The sequence below is a fragment of the Streptomyces sp. NPDC090741 genome, assembly GCF_044769045.1.
Taxonomy (GTDB): Bacteria; Actinomycetota; Actinomycetes; order Streptomycetales; family Streptomycetaceae; genus Streptomyces.
In genome coordinates, this window is sequence record NZ_JBIVXF010000016.1 from 14,429 (window position 1) to 32,666 (window position 18,238).

At 73.1% G+C, this 18,238-nt stretch carries 18 protein-coding genes; 12 read left to right on the forward strand and 6 right to left on the reverse strand.

Annotation, left to right across the window (positions count from 1 at the left end; genetic code table 11):
- Positions 1-18 precede the first annotated feature (18 nt).
- The 5 genes from rimO (at position 19) to ACIQU4_RS33130 (ending at position 3,757) form a co-directional block, all read left to right on the forward strand.
- The gene (gene rimO / locus ACIQU4_RS33110) at positions 19-1,512 is read left to right on the forward strand and encodes a 30S ribosomal protein S12 methylthiotransferase RimO (RefSeq protein ID WP_403738654.1); all 1,494 of its coding nucleotides are present in this window, start codon (positions 19-21) and stop codon (positions 1,510-1,512) included.
- Complete coding sequence (gene pgsA, locus ACIQU4_RS33115) at positions 1,509-2,165, forward strand: CDP-diacylglycerol--glycerol-3-phosphate 3-phosphatidyltransferase (RefSeq protein WP_403738656.1); 657 nt, start codon at positions 1,509-1,511, stop codon at positions 2,163-2,165. Before rimO ends, pgsA begins: the two co-directional genes overlap by 4 nt.
- Before the next feature lie 101 nt (positions 2,166-2,266).
- A complete protein-coding gene (locus ACIQU4_RS33120) occupies positions 2,267-2,752 on the forward strand; it encodes a CinA family protein (protein ID WP_403739007.1) in 486 nt (161 codons plus the stop codon).
- Between the two features lie 109 nt (positions 2,753-2,861).
- A complete protein-coding gene (locus ACIQU4_RS33125; RefSeq protein WP_403738659.1) occupies positions 2,862-3,236 on the forward strand; it encodes a helix-turn-helix domain-containing protein in 375 nt (124 codons plus the stop codon).
- A gap of 212 nt (positions 3,237-3,448) precedes the next feature.
- The gene (locus ACIQU4_RS33130; protein ID WP_403738662.1) at positions 3,449-3,757 is read left to right on the forward strand and encodes a hypothetical protein; all 309 of its coding nucleotides are present in this window, start codon (positions 3,449-3,451) and stop codon (positions 3,755-3,757) included.
- Here ACIQU4_RS33130 and ACIQU4_RS33135 read toward each other — a convergent pair.
- The 4 genes from ACIQU4_RS33135 to ACIQU4_RS33150 form a co-directional block, all read right to left on the reverse strand.
- On the reverse strand, positions 3,705-4,475 hold the full coding sequence (locus tag ACIQU4_RS33135) for an SDR family NAD(P)-dependent oxidoreductase (protein WP_403738665.1): 771 nt from the start codon (positions 4,473-4,475) through the stop codon (positions 3,705-3,707). The two genes, ACIQU4_RS33130 and ACIQU4_RS33135, sit on opposite strands and share 53 nt — an antisense overlap.
- Before the next feature lie 36 nt (positions 4,476-4,511).
- Positions 4,512-5,315, reverse strand: coding sequence for an Fpg/Nei family DNA glycosylase (locus tag ACIQU4_RS33140; RefSeq protein WP_403738668.1), 804 nt, complete (start codon positions 5,313-5,315; stop codon positions 4,512-4,514).
- Positions 5,316-5,421: 106 nt separating this feature from the next.
- A complete protein-coding gene (locus tag ACIQU4_RS33145; RefSeq protein WP_403738671.1) occupies positions 5,422-6,111 on the reverse strand; it encodes a hypothetical protein in 690 nt (229 codons plus the stop codon).
- A 209-nt stretch (positions 6,112-6,320) separates the two neighbouring features.
- Positions 6,321-10,910 (reverse strand): ATP-dependent helicase, encoded by a 4,590-nt coding sequence (locus ACIQU4_RS33150; RefSeq protein WP_403738674.1) that lies wholly within the window; start codon positions 10,908-10,910, stop codon positions 6,321-6,323.
- Positions 10,911-11,007: 97 nt separating this feature from the next.
- On the opposite strand from ACIQU4_RS33150, the gene ACIQU4_RS33155 reads away from it, so the two are divergent.
- From ACIQU4_RS33155 to ACIQU4_RS33165, 3 genes are all read left to right on the forward strand, one after another.
- Positions 11,008-11,871 (forward strand): AraC family transcriptional regulator, encoded by an 864-nt coding sequence (locus ACIQU4_RS33155; protein WP_403738676.1) that lies wholly within the window; start codon positions 11,008-11,010, stop codon positions 11,869-11,871.
- Positions 11,872-11,949: 78 nt separating this feature from the next.
- Complete coding sequence (locus ACIQU4_RS33160; RefSeq protein WP_403739010.1) at positions 11,950-12,648, forward strand: AzlC family ABC transporter permease; 699 nt, start codon at positions 11,950-11,952, stop codon at positions 12,646-12,648.
- Positions 12,645-12,953, forward strand: coding sequence for an AzlD domain-containing protein (locus ACIQU4_RS33165; RefSeq protein ID WP_030154242.1), 309 nt, complete (start codon positions 12,645-12,647; stop codon positions 12,951-12,953). The genes ACIQU4_RS33160 and ACIQU4_RS33165 overlap by 4 nt, the downstream gene beginning before the upstream one ends.
- Here the strand turns inward: ACIQU4_RS33165 and ACIQU4_RS33170 are convergent.
- Entirely contained in the window at positions 12,950-13,903 is a 954-nt protein-coding gene (locus ACIQU4_RS33170) for a hypothetical protein (protein ID WP_403738679.1), read from the reverse strand. The two genes, ACIQU4_RS33165 and ACIQU4_RS33170, sit on opposite strands and share 4 nt — an antisense overlap.
- 82 nt (positions 13,904-13,985) lie before the next feature.
- On the opposite strand from ACIQU4_RS33170, the gene ACIQU4_RS33175 reads away from it, so the two are divergent.
- On the forward strand, positions 13,986-14,180 hold the full coding sequence (locus tag ACIQU4_RS33175; protein ID WP_403738681.1) for a DUF3046 domain-containing protein: 195 nt from the start codon (positions 13,986-13,988) through the stop codon (positions 14,178-14,180).
- 201 nt (positions 14,181-14,381) lie between these two features.
- Entirely contained in the window at positions 14,382-15,491 is a 1,110-nt protein-coding gene (locus ACIQU4_RS33180) for an AI-2E family transporter (RefSeq protein WP_403739013.1), read from the forward strand.
- Here the strand turns inward: ACIQU4_RS33180 and ACIQU4_RS33185 are convergent.
- Complete coding sequence (locus ACIQU4_RS33185; RefSeq protein WP_403738683.1) at positions 15,430-16,200, reverse strand: Clp protease N-terminal domain-containing protein; 771 nt, start codon at positions 16,198-16,200, stop codon at positions 15,430-15,432. The two genes, ACIQU4_RS33180 and ACIQU4_RS33185, sit on opposite strands and share 62 nt — an antisense overlap.
- Before the next feature lie 203 nt (positions 16,201-16,403).
- On the opposite strand from ACIQU4_RS33185, the gene recA reads away from it, so the two are divergent.
- On the forward strand, positions 16,404-17,513 hold the full coding sequence (recA, locus tag ACIQU4_RS33190; RefSeq protein ID WP_403738685.1) for a recombinase RecA: 1,110 nt from the start codon (positions 16,404-16,406) through the stop codon (positions 17,511-17,513).
- A gap of 3 nt (positions 17,514-17,516) precedes the next feature.
- A complete protein-coding gene (gene recX, locus ACIQU4_RS33195) occupies positions 17,517-18,143 on the forward strand; it encodes a recombination regulator RecX (RefSeq protein ID WP_403738687.1) in 627 nt (208 codons plus the stop codon).
- The last annotated feature ends 95 nt before the right edge of the window (positions 18,144-18,238 follow it).

Sequence of the window (18,238 nt, forward strand, 5' to 3'; positions counted from 1 at the left end):
CAAAGTAGTCTTGAGTCCATGCCCGAACGCCGTACCGTCGCCCTTGTCACTCTTGGCTGCGCCCGTAACGAGGTGGACTCGGAGGAGCTCGCAGGCCGCTTGGCGGCGGATGGCTGGGAGCTCGTCGAGGACGCCGCCGATGCGGACGTTGCCGTCGTCAACACCTGTGGCTTCGTCGAAGCCGCCAAAAAGGACTCCGTAGACGCCCTCCTGGAAGCCAACGATCTCAAGGATCACGGCAAGACCCAGGCCGTCGTCGCCGTCGGCTGTATGGCCGAGCGCTACGGCAAGGAACTCGCCGAAGCGCTCCCCGAGGCCGACGGCGTGCTCGGTTTCGACGACTACGCCGACATCTCCGACCGCCTCCAGACCATCCTGAACGGCGGCATCCACGCCTCCCACACCCCGCGTGACCGGCGCAAGCTGCTGCCGATCAGCCCCGCGGCCCGCCAGGACGCCGAGGTGGCCCTGCCTGGCCACGCGCAGGAGCCCGCCGAGGCCCCCGCCGACCTGCCGGACGGGGTCGCGCCCGCCTCCGGGCCGCGCGCGCCGCTGCGCCGCCGCCTGGACAAGAGCCCGGTCGCCTCGGTCAAGCTCGCCTCCGGCTGTGACCGGCGCTGCTCCTTCTGCGCCATCCCGTCGTTCCGCGGCTCCTTCATCTCGCGCCGCCCCAGCGATGTGCTGGGCGAGACGCGCTGGCTCGCCGAGCAGGGCGTCAAGGAGATCATGCTGGTCTCCGAGAACAACACCTCGTACGGCAAGGACCTCGGCGACATCCGCCTGCTGGAGACCCTGCTGCCCGAGCTGGCCGGGGTGGACGGCATCGAGCGCGTCCGCGTCAGCTACCTCCAGCCGGCCGAGATGCGGCCCGGCCTGATCGACGTACTGACCTCGACCCCCAAGGTCGTGCCGTACTTCGACCTGTCCTTCCAGCACTCGGCCCCCGACGTGCTGCGCGCCATGCGCCGCTTCGGTGACACCGACCGGTTCCTGGAGCTGCTGGACACCATCCGCACCAAGGCCCCGCAGGCCGGCGTCCGGTCCAACTTCATCGTCGGCTTCCCCGGCGAGAGCGAGTCGGACTTCAAGGAGCTGGAGCGCTTCCTCACCCACGCGCGGCTCGACGCGATCGGCGTCTTCGGCTACTCCGACGAGGACGGCACCGAGGCCGTCACGTACGAGAACAAGCTGGACGAGGAGACGATCGCCGAGCGGCTCGCGCACATGCAGCGGCTCGCCGAGGAGCTCACCTCGCAGCGCGCGGAGGAGCGGATCGGAGAGACCTTGGAGGTACTCATCGAGTCCGTGGAAGCGGTGGGCGGGGCCGATGAGGACGAGGCCGGCGCCTACGGGCGGGCCGCGCACCAGGCGCCCGAGACCGACGGCCAGGTCGTCTTCACGGACAGCACGGGCCTGGTGCCCGGCCGTATCGTGACGGCGAAGGTGGTCGGCACGCTGGGCGTGGACCTGGTGGCCGAGCCCCTGCACCTTGACGAGGAGGCGGCCGGATGACCGGAGTCCCGGCATCTGCGGCGGGCGGGACCGGCCGCCGGCCCGCGCCCGGCGCGAAGCTGGGGGCCGCGGCGGTCAATCAGGCCAGCCTGTGGAACATCGCGAACATCCTGACGATGATCCGGCTCGTCCTGGTGCCGGGATTCGTCCTGCTGCTGCTCGCGGACGGGGGCTATGACCCCGTCTGGCGGGCGTGGGCCTGGGCCGCGTTCGCCGTCGCCATGATCACGGACATCTTCGACGGGCACCTGGCCCGTACGTACAACCTGGTCACGGACTTCGGGAAGATCGCCGACCCCATCGCCGACAAGGCGATCATGGGGTCGGCGTTGATCTGTCTCTCGTGGCTGGGCGACCTGCCCTGGTGGGTGACCGGGGTGATCCTCGGGCGGGAACTCGGGATCACGCTCATGCGTTTCTGGGTCATCCGGTACGGAGTGATTCCCGCCAGCCGGGGCGGCAAGCTCAAGACGCTGGCCCAGGGGACGGCGGTGGGCATGTACGTGCTCGCGCTGACCGGGCCGCTGGCGAGCTTGCGCTTCTGGGTGATGGCGGTCGCCGTCGTGCTGACCGTCGTCACCGGTTTGGATTACATCCGCCAGGCCGTGGTGATGCGGCGCCAGGGTCTGGAAGCGGAGCGGGCCGCAAGGTGACATATGCGGTGGGGGAATCTCCGGCGGTCGGTGGGGCGTCTTCGGGCGCCGCGGAACCGGCGGGAGAGACCGGGTCCACCGCCGCAGTCGCCGCGGAGGTACTGCGCCTCCTTGCGGAGAGTGACCAGACGCTCGCTGTCGCCGAGTCGCTGACCGGCGGGATGGTGGCCGCGGAACTCACGGGCATCGCCGGGGCCTCCCGGTCGTTCCGCGGTTCGGTCACGGCGTACGCCACCGAGCTGAAGCACCGGATCCTGGGGGTGGACGCCGGGCTGCTGTCAGCGGAAGGTGCGGTGAACGCGCAGGTCGCGGCCGAGATGGCGGCCGGCGTACGGCGCGTGTTGGGGGCATCGTGGGGGATCGCGACCACCGGAGTGGCCGGTCCTGACCCGCAGGACGGGCAGCCGGTCGGCACCGTTTTCATCGCCGTGGCGGGTCCGGCGGGCAGGAAAACCGTCCCGCTGAGGTTGAACGGCTCCCGTGCGGAAATCCGTAGGGAGAGTGCACGGACAGTGCTCGAACTGCTCTCCAGCGAACTCCGCGAGAATGCGCGGGGGCAGGATACGGAACAGAACGGGGGGATTTGATGTTTGCAGCCCTGAGTGAACACGACATAGCTCCCCGCACGGCCGCGGCGCGAGGCGGTACGGTGGGGCGTGAAGGATGCGGCTACACGGTCAGAGGAGGGAGCCACCGATGATTCTGCTCCGTCGCCTGCTGGGTGACGTGCTGCGTCGGCAGCGCCAGCGCCAGGGCCGTACTCTGCGCGAAGTCTCCTCGTCCGCCCGAGTTTCTCTCGGCTATCTTTCCGAGGTGGAGCGGGGGCAGAAGGAGGCATCATCCGAGCTGCTCTCCGCGATCTGCGACGCGTTGGACGTACGGATGTCCGAGCTGATGCGCGAGGTCAGCGACGAGCTGTCGCTGGCTGAGCTGGCGCGGTCGGCTAGCGAACCGGTCACGGTACCGGTCCGCCCGATGCTCAATTCGGTCTCCGTGGCTTCGGTCACGGGCGGGCCGGAGCGGGTGACCATCAAGGCGCCTGCGGAAGCGGTGAATGTCGTAGCCGCGTGAGTTCGATGCGCGAGCTGTGAAGAAATGAGCGTGGCCGGAGCCCCGGCCGGTGCCTGACGCACCGGCCGGGGCTCCGGGCCGTTCTGGGTGCGCTGCCCGGGGGTGTACGGGAGGATGGGAGTCCGGACGAGTCCGGATCGCGGCCCTGATCCCGGGAGGCAGCCGTGCGGCGGTTACTACGGATACCTCCGGTACTGGGCATACCCCCGGTGGTGGCCCTCGCGGTGGTGATGGGCGCGCTGTGGTGGTGGGCGGTGCTGCGGCTGGCGCTGGCGCCGGGCGAGTCGGGTCCGGTGGAGGGCGCGGTGGCCGTGGGTGGCTGGGGGCTGGGGCTGCTGCCCGTGCACTGCACGCCGGGGCCCGTACGCAGGGCCCGGCGGGCGGAGGCCGAGGCGGCGGAGGCCGAGGCGGCGCGAGCCGACGGGCCGGTGGCCCAGCCGGTTGACGGGGTCCCGGCCGACCGGGCGGCTACCAGGGCATCGACACTCCGCCGTTCGGGCGGAGGATCTGGCCCGTCATGAAGGACGAGGCTTCCGAGGCGAGGTAGAGCACGGCCTGGGCGATGTCCTCGGGCTCGCCGACGCGGCGCAGGGGGGACATCCGTACCATCGCGGCCTCGGTCTGCTCCTGGACCTCGGGGCTGTGCCGGCCGGTCATGGGCGTGCGGATCCAGCCCGGGGCGACGGCGTTGACGCGGATGCCGTGGGGGCCGGCTTCGGTGGCGAGCGTCTTGGTGAGCTGGACGACGGCGGCCTTGGCGGCGCTGTAGCAGAGCAGGCCGGGCTGGGCGGCGTCCACGGCGCCGGAGGCCATCGTGACGATCGAGCCGGGACGCCCGGCCGCGATCATGGCGCGGGCGGCCTCCTGGCAGGTGCGCAGCACCCCTTTGAAGTTGATGTCCAGGACCCGGTCGAGGTCCTCGTCGGAGGTCTCCAGGACGCTGCTGGTGTGCATGATCCCGGCGATGGCGGCGGTGATGTCGAGCGGTCCGGCGGCTGCGACGGCGGCGCGCAGGGCGGCCCGGTCGGTGACGTCGAGGGCGTGGACGGTGGCGGACCCGCCGGCCTTGGCGACGAGGCCGGCCGTCTCGGCGAGGCCCTGCTCGTCGCGGTCCGCGCAGTGCACGGCGGCGCCCGCCTCGGCGAGGAGGACGGCGGTGGCGCGGCCTATGCCGCTCGCGGCGCCGGTGATCAGGGCGGTCCGGCCGGTGAGGTCGTACGGGGCTCTGGGTGTGGGCATGCCGGGACGGTACGACCGGATCTGACGGAGCGTCAACTAGGTGGACGGGCTCGGGCCGGATTGGCAGCGGGGGCACCAGTACGTCGGGCGGTCGTCCTGCGGGGCCTCGCGTACGGGGGTGCCGCAGCGCAGGCAGGGGCGGCGGGCGCGGCCGTACACGAAGAGCTCCTGTCCGCGGCGGCGGCTGCCGGTGGTGTTGCGGATCGCGCGGTCGCCGGTGTTGGCGCGCAGCAGGCGGTGGGCGGCGCCTGCGAGGCGGACGGCGGTGGTCCCGGGGTCGGGGAGGCCGCCGACCGGGGTCCAGGGGGTGGCCTGGGCGAGGAAGCAGAGCTCGGACTTGTAGATGTTGCCGATGCCGGCCAGGTTGCGCTGGTCGAGCAGGGCCTCGCCGAGCGGGCGCCCGGGGGTGGCGAGGAGGTTGGCGGCGGCCTTCTCCGCGTCCCAGTCGGGGCCGAGGAGGTCGGGGCCCAGGTGGCCGACGGCCCGGTCCTCCTCGGAGGTGCGGAGCAGCTCGACGACGGGGAGTCGGTAGCCGACGGCCGTGTGCGCGGCGGTGCCGAGGACGGCGCGGATCTCGTACGCGGGGCCGCCGTGCCAGTTCTCCTGCGCGGCGAAGACCCGCCAGGTTCCCTCCATGCCGAGGTGGGTGTGGAGGGTGAGGCCGCCCTCGAAGCGGGCGAGGAGGTGTTTGCCGCGCGGGGTGACGTCCAGAGTGGTGCGGCCGGTGAGGTCGGCGGTGGCGAAGCGGGGGACGCGCAGGTCGCTGCGGGTCAGCTCGTGGCCGGCCAGGGCGGCGTGCAGCCGGGCCGCGGCGCGCCAGACGCTGTCTCCTTCGGGCATGGCGCCATTGTCGCCCGCGGGCGCGGCGGAACGCAGAAGCCCCTGCGCCGGGTGGGCCGCAGGGGCTTGTGCGTTCAGGAGCGGTGCGGGCCCGGTGGGCCGGCTCCTACTTCCAGAAGAGGCCCTTGCCGTTGCTCAGCGAGTTGTACGGGTCGCCCCAGTACTCGGCGCCGGCGACCTTGGTCTGGGCCGAGGGTGCCAGGGCGATCGCGCAGCTGGTCTGCGTCTGGCCGTTGGTGAAGCCCTTCGGCAGCGACTCGTCCTTGCACTTCTCGAACTTGCCGATGACGGAGACGCCCTGGGCTTCTGTGCCGTCCGGGAGCGTGCCCTTCATGTGGCCCACGGAGGCGAACGAGAGGTCGACGGTGCCGACGTTCTTGACCGAGTAGCGGATGTAGTAGGGGATCATCCCCTTGACCTTGTCGCCCAGCTTGAGGGCGTCCAGGTCGGCCGGCTGACCCTGCTCGACGGCGGTGACGGTGAGGGCGATGGTGCCGCCCTTGGTGTTGCCGTAGCTGAACGGCACCGTCGCCGTTTCGCCGATCTTGAACGTCTGGCCGGGCTTCGCCGCGCCCGCCGCGCCCGCGGGAGCGTCGCCGCCGCCGGTGGAGGGGCTGGCCGGGGTGCTGGGCTGCGCGGAGTCGTATCCGCCCGAGCTCGGCTGGGCGGCCGGCGTGCTCGGCTGCGCGGGTGCGACCTCTTCGTTGCCGCTCTTGCAGCCGGTGAGGGTCAGGGTTCCGGCAACCGCCAGACCGATGACGCCCGTTGTCGCTCGCCGCATGGTGTTGGTGCTCATTTTTCTGGTCCCCCATGAATGTGTTCTTTGACGTGGCGTCGTCACGCTTGATGCCTGCGGTGATCTTGATAGTCCAGAAAGGGCCGGGGGTGCCAGTTGAGAGGGGGTTCGTGACGTGCTCAAGACATAAGTGGAACATAAGCGCGATGGTCGAGACCGGAATGCCGGATTCGGCTACCGGGTCCAGTCGCCGGCTTCGGCTGCCGGATTCACGAGCGCAGGCGCAGGCCCCGCGGGGTGGCATGGAAGCCGGCGGCCTCCAGGGCCGGGCCCAGCGGGGAGGTCAACGCCGGGGCGGCGTTGATGCGTTCCACCGTGAGCGCCGGGAGCGTGCCGATCCGGGAGGCCGCCGCCAGGGCCGCGGTCGCCGCCGCGAGCCGGGGGTCTTCCGCGGGGGGCCAGGCCAGCAGCGTCTTGCCGCCCCGCTCCAGGTACAGGACGAGCTCGCCGTCGACCAGGACCACCAGCGAGCCCGCCTTGCGGCCCGGCTTGTGCGTGGCCCCGGCCGGGGGCTCCGGCCAGGGCAGGGCCGCCCCGTACGCGTTCGCCGGGTCGGCGGCCGCCAGGACCACCGCCGCCAGCGGGGGCGGGTTGCGCTCGGCCGAACGCAGCCGGTCCACCGCTCCGTCCATCGCGAACTGGGCCGCGCCCAGGCCCTCCACCACATAGCCGCGGCGGGCCTGCCCGCTGTCCTCGAAGGCCGACAGGACCCGGTACACCGCGCTGAATCCGCCCTCCACGCCCTCGGCGGCCACCGCGCCCCGCGTGACCACCCCGTGCCGGTCCAGCAGGGTCCGGGCCAGCGCGTGCGCCCGGTGGGTGGGGTCGGGGGCCCGGGTGGGCAGCAGCGACCAGCGGCCGGAGACCGTGGGCGGGCCCGGGCGGGACACCTGCGCGCTGAGCGTCCCGTACCGGCCGCGCGGGACGGTGCGCCGGGCCCGGTGGGCGGTGGCGCCCGCCGTACGGCCCGAGCCGAGCAGGGAGCGCAGCGGGGAGAGCGTGTCGTTGGTGAGCCGGCCCGACCAGGTCAGGTCCCAGACGGCCTCGGACAGTTCGAGGTCGGTGGCCTCGGACCACTTCGCGCGCACGGATTCCGCGAGCTGGCGGAAGAACAGCCCGTACCCGCCGGACAGGGCGTCGAGGATCGACTGGTGAAGGGGCGTCAGCTCCAGCGGGTGCGGCGCAGGCAGCAGCAGCGGGGCCGCGTCCGCCAGGTAGAGCGAGACCCAGCCGTCCTTGCCCGGCAGGGCCCCCGCACCCGCCCAGACCACCTCCCCGGTGCTGGTGAGCTCGTCCAACAGGGTCGGGGAGTACCCCGAGACCCGGGAGGGGAGGATCAGCCGCTCCAGCGCCGAGGCGGGCACCGGGGCGCCCTGGAGCTGCTCGATCGCCCGGGCCAGGCCGTCGATGCCGCGCAGGGCCCCGCCCAGGTGCTGCCACTGCGGCAGGAAGGTGGCCAGGGAGGTCGGCGGGACCGGCTCCAGCTCCTGGCGCAGCGCCGCCAGCGAGCGGCGCCGCAGCCTGCGCAGCACGGTTGCGTCGCACCACTCCTGGCCGATGCCGGCCGGGTGGAACTCGCCCTGCACCACCCGGCCGGCCGCCGCGAGCCGGTGCAGGGCGCCCTCGGTCACGGCCGCGCCCAGGCCGAAGCGGGCGGCGACGGTGACCGTGGTGAACGGCCCGTGGGTGCGGGCGTACCGGGCCAGGAGGTCGCCGAGCGGGTCCTTGACCGGCTCGGTGAACGCCTCCGGGACCCCGACCGGGAGCGCCGTGCCCAGCGCGTCGCGCAGCCGGCCCGCGTCCTCGATCGCCGCCCAGTGGTCCGCGCCGCCGATCCGGACCGCGATCGCCCGGCGGGCCCGGGCCAGGGCCTTCGGCCAGGCCGGGTCGGCGCCGCGCTCGGCCAGTTCGGCCGTGGTCAGCGGGCCGAGCAGCCGCAGCAGGTCGGCGACGGACTCGGCGTCCTTGGCCCGCCGGTCCTCCGTCAGCCACTGGAGCTCCCGCTCCAGCTCCTCCAGTACCTCCGCGTCGAGCAGTTCGCGCAGCTCGGCCTGGCCCAGCAGCTCCGCCAGCAGGCGGGAGTCCAGCGAGAGCGCGGCCGCCCTCCGCTCGGCGAGCGGCGAGTCCCCCTCGTACAGGAACTGGGCGACGTACCCGAAGAGCAGCGACCGGGCGAAGGGGGACGGCTCGGCGGTGGTGACCTCGACCAGGCGGACCCGGCGCGCCTCGATGTCCCCCATCAGCTCCGTCAGGCCCGGCACGTCGAAGACGTCCTGGAGGCACTCCCGTACGGCCTCCAGCACGATCGGGAACGAACCGAACTCCGAGGCCACCTGGAGCAGCTGGGAGGCCCGCTGGCGCTGCTGCCACAGCGGGGTCCGCTTGCCCGGACTGCGGCGCGGCAGCAGCAGGGCGCGCGCCGCGCACTCGCGGAACCGGGAGGCGAACAGGGCGGAGCCGCCGACCTGGTCGGTGACGATCTGGTTGATCTCGCCGTGGTCGAAGGCGACGTCCGCGGCGCCCAGCGGGGCCTGTTCGTCGTCGAACTCGAAGGCGTGGGTGGCCGCGGGATCGTGGTCGAGGAGGTCCATGGAGAGCAGGTCCGCGTCGGGCAGCCGGAGCACGATCCCGTCGTCCGCGTGCATGACCTGCGCGTCCATGCCGTACTTCTCGGCGAGGCGGGCGCCGAGGGCGAGTGCCCAGGGGGCGTGCACCTGGGCGCCGAAGGGGGAGTGGACGACGACCCGCCAGTCGCCGAGCTCGTCGCGGAACCGCTCGACCACGATGGTCCGGTCGTCCGGAACGTGGCCGCACGCCTCGCGCTGCTCCGCGAGGTACGCGAGGACGTTCTCCGCGGCCCAGGCGTCGAGGCCGGCCGCCACCAGGCGCAGCCGGGCGTCCTCCTCGGCCAGCCCGCCCAGCTCGCGCAGGAACGCGCCGACCGCGCGGCCCAGTTCGAGGGGGCGGCCCAGCTGGTCGCCCTTCCAGAACGGCAGCCGGCCCGGGACCCCGGGGGCGGGGGAGACCAGGACCCGGTCGCGGGTGATGTCCTCGATCCGCCAGGAGGTGGTGCCCAGCGTGAACACGTCCCCCACGCGGGACTCGTAGACCATCTCCTCGTCCAGCTCGCCGACCCGGCCGCCGCCCTTCTTGGGGTCGACGCCCGCGAGGAACACCCCGAAGAGGCCGCGGTCGGGGATGGTGCCGCCGGAGGTGACCGCGAGCCGCTGCGCGCCGGGCCGGCCCGTGATCGTCCCCGCCACCCGGTCCCAGACGACCCGTGGTCTGAGCTCCGCGAACGCGTCGGACGGATACCGGCCCGCCAGCATGTCCAGCACCGCGGTGAACGCCGACTCCGGCAGCGCCGCGAACGGCGCCGCCCGCCGCACCAGCGCCAGCAGGTCGTCCAGCTGCCAGGTGTCCATCGCGGTCATCGCGACCAGCTGCTGCGCGAGCACGTCCAGCGGGTTCGACGGGATGCGCAGCGACTCGATCGACCCGGTGCGCATCCGCTCGGTGACCACGGCCGCCTGGACCAGGTCCCCGCGGTACTTGGGGAACACCACCCCGGTGGAGACCGCGCCCACCTGGTGCCCGGCCCGGCCCACGCGCTGGAGCCCGGAGGCCACCGAGGGCGGGGACTCCACCTGCACCACCAGGTCCACCGCGCCCATGTCGATGCCCAGTTCCAGACTGGAGGTGGCGACCACCGCGGGCAGCCGGCCCGCCTTCAGGTCCTCCTCCACCAGCGCCCGCTGCTCCTTGGATACCGAGCCGTGGTGCGCCCGCGCCAGCAGCGGCGGGGCGCCCTGGGCGGCCCCCGACTGGGCCATGATCTCCGCCGGGGGCGAGCCGTCGGGCAGCTTCTCGCCCATGGCGCGCTCGTACGCGATCTCGTTCAGCCGGTTGCACAGCCGCTCGGCGAGGCGGCGGGAGTTGGCGAACACGATCGTGGAGCGGTGGGCCTGGACCAGATCCGCGATGCGCTCCTCCACATGCGGCCAGATCGAGGGCTTGTCCCCGCCTTCCCGTCCCTCGGTGGCCGGCGAGCCTCCCAACTCGCCCATGTCCTGCACCGGGACGACCACCGACAGGTCGAACTCCTTCGCCGAGGGCGGCTGGACGATCTCGGCCTTGCCGCGCGGTGCGAGGTACCGGGCCACCTCGTCCACCGGCCGGACCGTCGCCGACAGCCCGATCCGGCGGGCCGGGCGGGGCAGCAGCTCGTCCAGCCGCTCCAGGGACAGGGCCAGGTGCGCGCCGCGCTTGGTCCCCGCGACCGCGTGCACCTCGTCCAGGATCACCGTCTCGATCCCGGCCAGTGCGTCGCGCGTCGCCGAAGTCAGCATCAGGAACAGCGACTCGGGCGTGGTGATCAGGATGTCCGGCGGCCGGGTGGCCAGGGCCCGCCGCTCCGCCGGCGGGGTGTCCCCGGAGCGGATCCCGACCCGGATCTCGGGCTCGGGCAGGCCCAGGCGGACCGACTCCTGGCGGATCCCGGTCAGCGGACTGCGCAGGTTCCGCTCCACGTCGACGGCGAGGGCCTTCAGCGGGGACACGTACAGCACCCGGCAGCGCTTCTTCGGCTCGGCCGGCGGCGGGCTGGAGGCCAGCTGGTCGAGGGCGGCGAGGAAGGCGGCCAGGGTCTTGCCGGAGCCGGTGGGCGCCACGACGAGCACGTCGGAGCCCTCCCGGATGGCCCGCCAGGCGCCCTCCTGCGCGGAGGTGGGCTGGACGAAGGCCCCCGTGAACCAGGAGCGGGTCGCGGGGGAGAACGCATCGAGCGCGGAGCCGGCCATGCCCCCATCCTGCACCCGGGTACTGACAACGGCCCGGACCTGGGCGAACACCGGGACCGGGCGGGCCGCCGAATCGGACGGGGCGCAGAATGGGGGAATGGCTGACGTGGCTGACGGGGCGGTCGAGCGGGAGTGGGCCCGGCACTGGCAGTACGCGGAACTGCCCGGCCTGGACCTCCTGCGCGCCCACTACGTACGCCACACCTTCCCGCGCCACACCCACGACGGGTACGTCATCGCGGCCGTCACCGGCGGCATCGAGGAGGTCGGCCTGCCGAGCGGCATCGTGCGGGCCGGGCCGGGCAGCGTGGTCCTGATCAACCCCGAGGTGCCGCACACCGCGCGCGCCGGGGTACCGGAGGGCTGGGCGTACGCCACGCTCTACCCCTCCCGGGAGCTGATCGCCGAGGTGGCCGCGGAGATCGCCGGCCTGCGCGGGACCCCCGGATTCACCGCCGACTCGGTCGCCGATCCGCAGACCTCGTACGTGATCACCGAGGTGCACCGGGCCGCCGAGGAAGGGAACGCTCTGGCCGCCGACACGCTGCTGCGCGGTGCGGTCGCGCGGATGCTGACCCGGCACGCCGGGCCGCTGCCCGCCCGTACGGTCCGCAGCGCCGGCGCTGCGGGCGCCGCGGCGGCCCGGGCGGTGCTCCAGGAGCGGATGGCGGAGCCGCCGTCGCTGGAACGGCTCGCCGCGGAACTGGGGACCAGCCCGTTCGCCCTGCTGCGGGCCTTCCGGGAGCGGTACGGGATGCCGCCGCACACCTGGCTGACGGACGCCCGGGTCCGGCGGGTCCGGGCGCTGCTGGACGCGGGCACGCCGCCCGCGGAGGCGGCCGTCGCCGTCGGCTTCACCGACCAGCCCCACCTGAACCGCCACTTCACCCGCATCGTGGGCGTCACTCCGGGCGCCTACCGCCGCGGGCGGTCGGGCGGTCAGCCCCCGGCCGGGGGCTGAGCCCGCCCCCTGCGTGCAAGAACGTACAAGACCCGGTCGGGCCGGGCTGCGTACGGTCGGGGGGTGCGAGAACGACAGATGGTGAGGAACGGGACCCCCGGCGAGGTCGCGGAGCGGCCGCGCGCAGCCGTCGTACGGGACGCGCTCGGGGTCGGGGTGGCCGTCGGGCTGTCCGGGTTCGCGTTCGGGGTGACCGCCGCCGGGGCCGGGATCAGCGTGCTCCAGGCCTGCGTGCTGAGCCTGCTGGTGTTCACCGGGGCCTCGCAGTTCGCGCTGGTCGGAGCGCTGGCCGCGGGCGGGAACCCGTTCACCGCGGCCGCCGGGGCCTTCTTCCTCGGAACGCGGAACGCCTTCTACGGGCTGCGGCTGTCGCAGCTGCTCGCCGTGCCCGGGGCCGTGCGGCCGCTCGCCGCCCACTGGGTGATCGACGAGACCACCGCCGTGGCGCTGGCCCAGCCCGACCGCAGGTCGGCTCGGCTCGGCTTCACCGTGACCGGGCTGAGCCTGTACGTCCTGTGGAACCTCACCACCCTGCTCGGCGCCCTCGGCGCCGAGGCCCTCGGGGACACCGCCGCGTGGGGGCTGGACGCCGCCGGACCGGCCGTCTTCCTGGCCCTGCTCGCGCCGATGCTGAAGACCGCCACCGAGCGGGCCGTCGCCGCGCTCGCCCTCGTCCTCGGGCTGGGCCTGCTGCCCGTACTGCCCGCCGGGCTGCCGGTGCTGGTGGCCGCCCTCGCCGCCCCCGCGATCCTCTGGCTGAAGGGACGCCGCTCGTGAACGTCTGGATCGCCATCGCGCTCACCGTCGTCGGCTGCTACGCCGTCAAGCTCGCCGGGCTGCTCGTGCCCGCCGGGGTACTGGAGCGGCCGACGGTGCGCCGGCTCGCCGCGCTGCTGCCGGTCGCGCTGCTCGCGGCGCTCACCGCCCAGCAGACCTTCAGCACCGGGCACGAGCTCGTGCTCGACGCCCGCGCCGCCGGCTTGGCCGCCGCCGGGATCGCACTGCTGCTGCGGGCGCCGTTCCTGCTCGTGGTCGCCGCCGCGGTGGTCGTCACGGCCGGAGTCCGGGCCCTGGGCGGTTAGACCGGGCCCGATGGATCGCCGGTCAGGGGGCGGCCGTACGCGCGCAGGGTCAGCAGGGCCTCCAGGGTGGCGATCGGGCGCCGCTCCAGCGAGCTGCCCGGCGCCCACGCGAGGCGCCGCACCGGCCAGCCCCCGTCCTGCTGCTGTCCGGCGGCCAGGAAGTCCAGCGAGCGCCTCAGCTCCTCGTCGGTGAACCAGCCGCGCGCCAGCGACTCCGGCCGCCGGGCGACGTCGTGCGGGAACAGCTGCTCGCCCGGCGCGCAGCCGGGGTACGGCGGGTACTCCCGGCGCCGGCGCGGGTCGAGTACGACCAGCCGCTGCTCGCGTACGAGGCGCCCCAGCCGGTCCGCGGCCGCCACCGCCCGCGCCCGGTCGGGGGCGCCGTCGAGGAAGGCCACCGCGCTCTGGACCTCGTACGGGCCCGTACGGCGCAGGTTCTCGACCCGCTCCCAGCAGAAGTCCGTGGCCCGGAACAGCCACGCGTGCCAGATCCGATTGCGGTGCAGTACGCCGACCACCGGGCCCGTGGTCAGCAGCTCGCCCGGCGGATCGTCGTACACCGGGTGGTACGGGGCCCCGGGATAGCCGCGCGGCGCCGGGAGGACCACCGGAAGCGCGCCGTCCGCGGTGGAGACCCGGGTCAGGTGGCGGCAGAGCCGCTCGATCCGCTGCCCGGCGCAGCGGCCCAGGCTGTCCAGGACCCGCAGCGCGTGCGCGGTGTGCAGCGGATGGCTGAGCGGGCCGCGCAGATCCGGATCGAGGGCGTGGCCGTAGCCGCCGTCGGCGTTGAGGTACGAGCCGAGGGCGGTGTCCACCGCGTCGGCGTCCCCGCCGAGGAAGTGGAAGGCGAACCGCCGCTGCTCCAGGACCCGGGCCGTGAGCCAGAAGAACTGCTCGGCGCGGGCCAGCGGGGTCGGTGGGGTCAGCGAGGAAGCGTCGTCTCCAGGCATGCGTGACACCGTAGGGCGCGTTGCCGCGCGGGCGGGAGGCGAACGACGCCGGTGCACTCTCCCGGGGCGGGATACTGGGGGCATGCGGTTGACGATTTTCTGGGAGCGGATGGCCGAGCACTTCGGCGTGGGCTACGCGGACTCCTTCGCGCGGGACCACGTCATGACGGAGCTCGGCGGACGCACCGTCCACCAGGCGCTGGACGCGGGCTGGGAGGCCAAGGACGTGTGGCGCGCGGTGTGTTCGGCGATGGACGTGCCCGCCTCGCTGCGCTGACGCCGACGGCCGTTTCCGCGTACGCGGGACGGGTGGGACAGACTGGTCGGCGTGGCAGCCACCGATGAGACGACCGTGACGACGACCGAGACGACGACCGACACCGCCGAGGCGGCCGCTCCGGCCGATCCGGCCGAACCCGCCGGGTCCGCGGCGCCTCCCGGCGGCGCCGACGCGGCGGCGGCGGGGCCCGGGGCCCGGATGCCGCGCTGGCTGCCGCGCGCCGTCGTCCTGGTACTCGCCCTCATCGCCTGCTTCCAGCTCGGCAGCTGGGCCTTCCACCAGCTGACCGGGCTGCTCGTCAACATCCTGATCGCGTTCTTCCTCGCGCTCGCGGTCGAACCCGCCGTGTCCCGGATGGCGGCCCGCGGCATGCGCCGCGGGCTCGCCACCTTCCTGGTGTTCCTGGGCGTGTTCTTCGCCGGCGCGGGCTTCGTCGTGCTGCTCGGATCGATGCTCGCCGAGCAGATCGTCGACATGGTGGGGGGCTTCCCGGGCTACCTCGACTCGGTGATCGGCACGGTCAACACCACCTTCCACACGAAGCTGTCCCGGCTCGCGATCCAGGACAGCCTGCTGCACTCCGACTGGCTCCAGAAGTACGTCCAGAACAGCGCGACCGGTGTGCTCGACGTGTCTGCCACCGTGCTCGGCGGCCTCTTCCGGCTGCTGACGGTCGGGCTGTTCTCCTTCTACTTCGCCGCCGACGGGCCGCGGCTGCGGCGCGCGCTGTGCTCCGTACTGCCCCCTGCGAAGCAGTCGGAGGTGCTGCGCGCCTGGGAGATCGCCGTCGCCAAGACGGGCGGCTACCTCTACTCGCGCGGGCTGATGGCCCTGGTCTCCGGCATCGCCCACTACGTCGTCTTCGCGGTGCTCGACGTGCCGTACGCGCCCGCGCTCGCGGTGTGGGTGGGGCTGGTCTCCCAGTTCATCCCCACCATCGGCACCTACCTGGCGGGCGCGCTGCCGATGCTGATCGCCTTCCCGGGCTCGCCCTGGTACGCGCTGTACGTGCTCGGATTCGTGGTGGTCTACCAGCAGTTCGAGAACTACGTGCTGCAGCCGAAGCTGACCTCGAAGACGGTCGACATCCACCCGGCGGTGGCCTTCGGGTCCGTCATCGCGGGCACGGCCCTGCTGGGCGCGGTCGGGGCGCTCATCGCGATCCCGGCCGTCGCCACGCTGCAGGCGTTCCTCGGTGCGTACGTGAAGAGGTACGAGCTGACCGAGCGGGCGGCCGGGGACTCGGCTACCGCGTCTCCCCGGACTGTTCCCCGGCCGCGGCGACGAAGGCTGCCAGGGCCTCGGTGACGGTCGCCTCGACGACGGCCTTGTCCACGCCGAGGCCGCTGAGCACGCCGTCGCCGTTCTCGAGTTCGAGGAGGGCGAGCAGGATGTGCTCGGTGCCGACGTAGTTGTGGCCCAGGCGCAGCGCCTCGCGGAAGGTGAGCTCCAGGGCCTTCTTGCAGCCGGTGTCGAAGGGGATGAGGTCCGGGATGTCGGCCGCGGGCTCGGGCAGGGTGGCGGTCGCGGCGGCGCGTACGGCGTCGGCGGAGACGTTCTGAGCGCGCAGGGCGAGCGCGGCGAGGCTCTCGGGATCGGCCAGCAGGCCGAGGACCAGGTGCTCGGTGCGGATCTCTTTGCCGCCGGCCGCGCGGGCCTCGCTCTGGGCGGACACCACGACCTTGCGGGCCCGCGGGGTGAACCGGGCGAAGCCCTGGCCGGGGTCGAGGTCGTTGGCGTCGCCCTTGTCGGACTTGGGGACGAAGCGCTTCTGGGCGGCCTGGCGGGTGACGCCCATGCTGCGGCCGATGTCGGTCCAGGAGGCGCCGGAGCGGCGGGCCTGGTCGACGAAGTGGCCGATGAGGTGGTCGGCGACGTCACCGAGGTGCTCGGCGGCGACGACGGCGCCGCTGAGCTGCTCCAGGGAGTCGGTGTGGACCTTCTTGATGGCCTCGATCAGGTCGTCGAGGCGTACCGGATTGGTCATGCGAACGGGTTCCACGGAAGGGTTCGTCATAGGGGCAACCCTAGGTTGACAGTCCGGCGGGTGTCAACCCTGGGTTGTCAGTGGGGTGTCCGGCGAGCCCGCTTGACAGGGAAATCGAACATCCATTCTGATGAGTTATCCACAGCCGAACCGGGCGTGGAAGCGCATTGTCAGTGGCAGGCGTTAGCGTCAATGGCGTGAAGCGATCGACTCAAGCAAACCGGGTGGAACCCATGGCAGGCACCGACCGCGAGAAGGCTCTCGACGCCGCGCTCGCACAGATTGAACGGCAATTCGGCAAGGGTGCGGTCATGCGCCTCGGCGACAAGCCGAACGACCCCATCGAGGTCATCCCCACCGGGTCGACCGCGCTGGACATCGCCCTCGGCGTCGGCGGGCTGCCCCGCGGCCGTGTGATCGAGGTGTACGGCCCCGAGTCCTCCGGTAAGACGACCCTGACCCTGCACGCCGTTGCCAACGCACAGAAGGCCGGCGGCACCGTCGCCTTCGTGGACGCCGAGCACGCGCTCGACCCCGAGTACGCGAAGGCCCTCGGCGTCGACACCGACAACCTCATCCTGTCGCAGCCGGACACCGGCGAGCAGGCGCTGGAGATCGTGGACATGCTGGTCCGCTCCGGTGCCCTCGACCTGATCGTCATCGACTCCGTCGCCGCGCTCGTGCCGCGCGCGGAGATCGAGGGCGAGATGGGTGACTCGCACGTGGGTCTCCAGGCCCGACTGATGAGCCAGGCGCTCCGGAAGATCACCGGTGCGCTCAACCAGTCCAAGACCACCGCGATCTTCATCAACCAGCTCCGCGAGAAGATCGGTGTGATGTTCGGCTCGCCGGAGACCACCACCGGTGGCCGCGCGCTGAAGTTCTACGCCTCCGTGCGCCTCGACATCCGCCGCATCGAGACCCTCAAGGACGGCACCGACGCGGTCGGCAACCGTACGCGCGTCAAGGTCGTCAAGAACAAGGTCGCGCCGCCGTTCAAGCAGGCCGAGTTCGACATCCTCTACGGCCACGGCATCAGCCGCGAGGGCGGTCTGATCGACATGGGCGTGGAGCACGGCTTCGTGCGCAAGGCCGGCGCCTGGTACACGTACGAGGGCGACCAGCTCGGCCAGGGCAAGGAGAACGCCCGCAACTTCCTGAAGGACAACCCCGACCTCGCCAACGAGATCGAGCGGAAGATCAAGGAGAAGCTGGGCGTGGGCGTGCGCAAGGACGCCGCCGCGGAGGCTGCAGCCGGTGCGCCTGCCGCCGAGGCCGCGGCCGTGCCCGCCCCCGCGTCGAAGGCCAAGACGACGGCCAAGGCCGCCGTCGCCAAGAGCTGACCCGTGCGGGAGCAGGAAAGGGGCGGTGGGAGCGGCGGCCGGGAGGCCCGTCGCGAGGGTGACCGCGAAGGTCGTCGCGAAGGCGGCCGGGAAAGTCGTCAGGAACTGCCGCCCCAGAGTCCCGAGGAGCAGGCGCGGGCGATCTGCCTGCGCCTGCTCACCGGGATGCCGCGCACCCGGCGGCAGCTCGCGGACGCCCTGGACAAGCGGGGCATCCCCGAGGAGGTGTCGCAGGAGGTCCTCTCCCGGTTCGAGGAGGTCGGCCTGATCGACGACGCCGCGTTCGCCGGGGCCTGGGTCGAGTCCCGGCACCGCGGCCGGGGCCTCGCCCGCCGGGCGCTCGCGCAGGAGCTGCGCACCAAGGGGGTGCACGCCACCCTCGTCCAGGAGGCCCTGGAACAGCTGGACTCCGACCAGGAGGAGCAGACCGCCCGGGAGCTCGTGGAGCGCAAGCTCCGCGCCACCCGGGGCCTGGAGCGGGACAAACGGATCCGGCGCCTCGCCGGGATGCTCGCCCGCAAGGGGTACCCGGAAGGCATGGCCCTGCGGGTGGTCCGGCGCGCCCTGGAACAAGAGGGCGCCGAGAGCGCGGACGCGGACGACGACGGCCTCGGGTACTCGGGGTTCTGAGGTTCCGGCCTCAGCGCCGCAGGGCCGGGGCAGGGCCCTGGTGTCTCGGCCCGGGGGGTAGGGATAGCCCCCGGGCCGAGACGCCAGGGTGCTTC

Coding starts and splice junctions, on each gene's coding strand:
- rimO (WP_403738654.1), top strand. CDS start 19: ATGCCCGAACGCCGTACCGTCGCCCTTGTCACTCTTGGCTGCGCCCGT.
- pgsA (WP_403738656.1), top strand. CDS start 1,509: ATGACCGGAGTCCCGGCATCTGCGGCGGGCGGGACCGGCCGCCGGCCC.
- ACIQU4_RS33125 (WP_403738659.1), top strand. CDS start 2,862: ATGATTCTGCTCCGTCGCCTGCTGGGTGACGTGCTGCGTCGGCAGCGC.
- ACIQU4_RS33135 (WP_403738665.1), bottom strand. CDS start 4,475: ATGCCCACACCCAGAGCCCCGTACGACCTCACCGGCCGGACCGCCCTG.
- ACIQU4_RS33140 (WP_403738668.1), bottom strand. CDS start 5,315: ATGCCCGAAGGAGACAGCGTCTGGCGCGCCGCGGCCCGGCTGCACGCC.
- ACIQU4_RS33145 (WP_403738671.1), bottom strand. CDS start 6,111: ATGAGCACCAACACCATGCGGCGAGCGACAACGGGCGTCATCGGTCTG.
- ACIQU4_RS33150 (WP_403738674.1), bottom strand. CDS start 10,910: ATGGCCGGCTCCGCGCTCGATGCGTTCTCCCCCGCGACCCGCTCCTGG.
- ACIQU4_RS33155 (WP_403738676.1), top strand. CDS start 11,008: ATGGCTGACGTGGCTGACGGGGCGGTCGAGCGGGAGTGGGCCCGGCAC.
- ACIQU4_RS33160 (WP_403739010.1), top strand. CDS start 11,950: ATGGTGAGGAACGGGACCCCCGGCGAGGTCGCGGAGCGGCCGCGCGCA.
- ACIQU4_RS33170 (WP_403738679.1), bottom strand. CDS start 13,903: ATGCCTGGAGACGACGCTTCCTCGCTGACCCCACCGACCCCGCTGGCC.
- ACIQU4_RS33175 (WP_403738681.1), top strand. CDS start 13,986: ATGCGGTTGACGATTTTCTGGGAGCGGATGGCCGAGCACTTCGGCGTG.
- ACIQU4_RS33180 (WP_403739013.1), top strand. CDS start 14,382: ATGCCGCGCTGGCTGCCGCGCGCCGTCGTCCTGGTACTCGCCCTCATC.
- ACIQU4_RS33185 (WP_403738683.1), bottom strand. CDS start 16,200: ATGACGAACCCTTCCGTGGAACCCGTTCGCATGACCAATCCGGTACGC.
- recA (WP_403738685.1), top strand. CDS start 16,404: ATGGCAGGCACCGACCGCGAGAAGGCTCTCGACGCCGCGCTCGCACAG.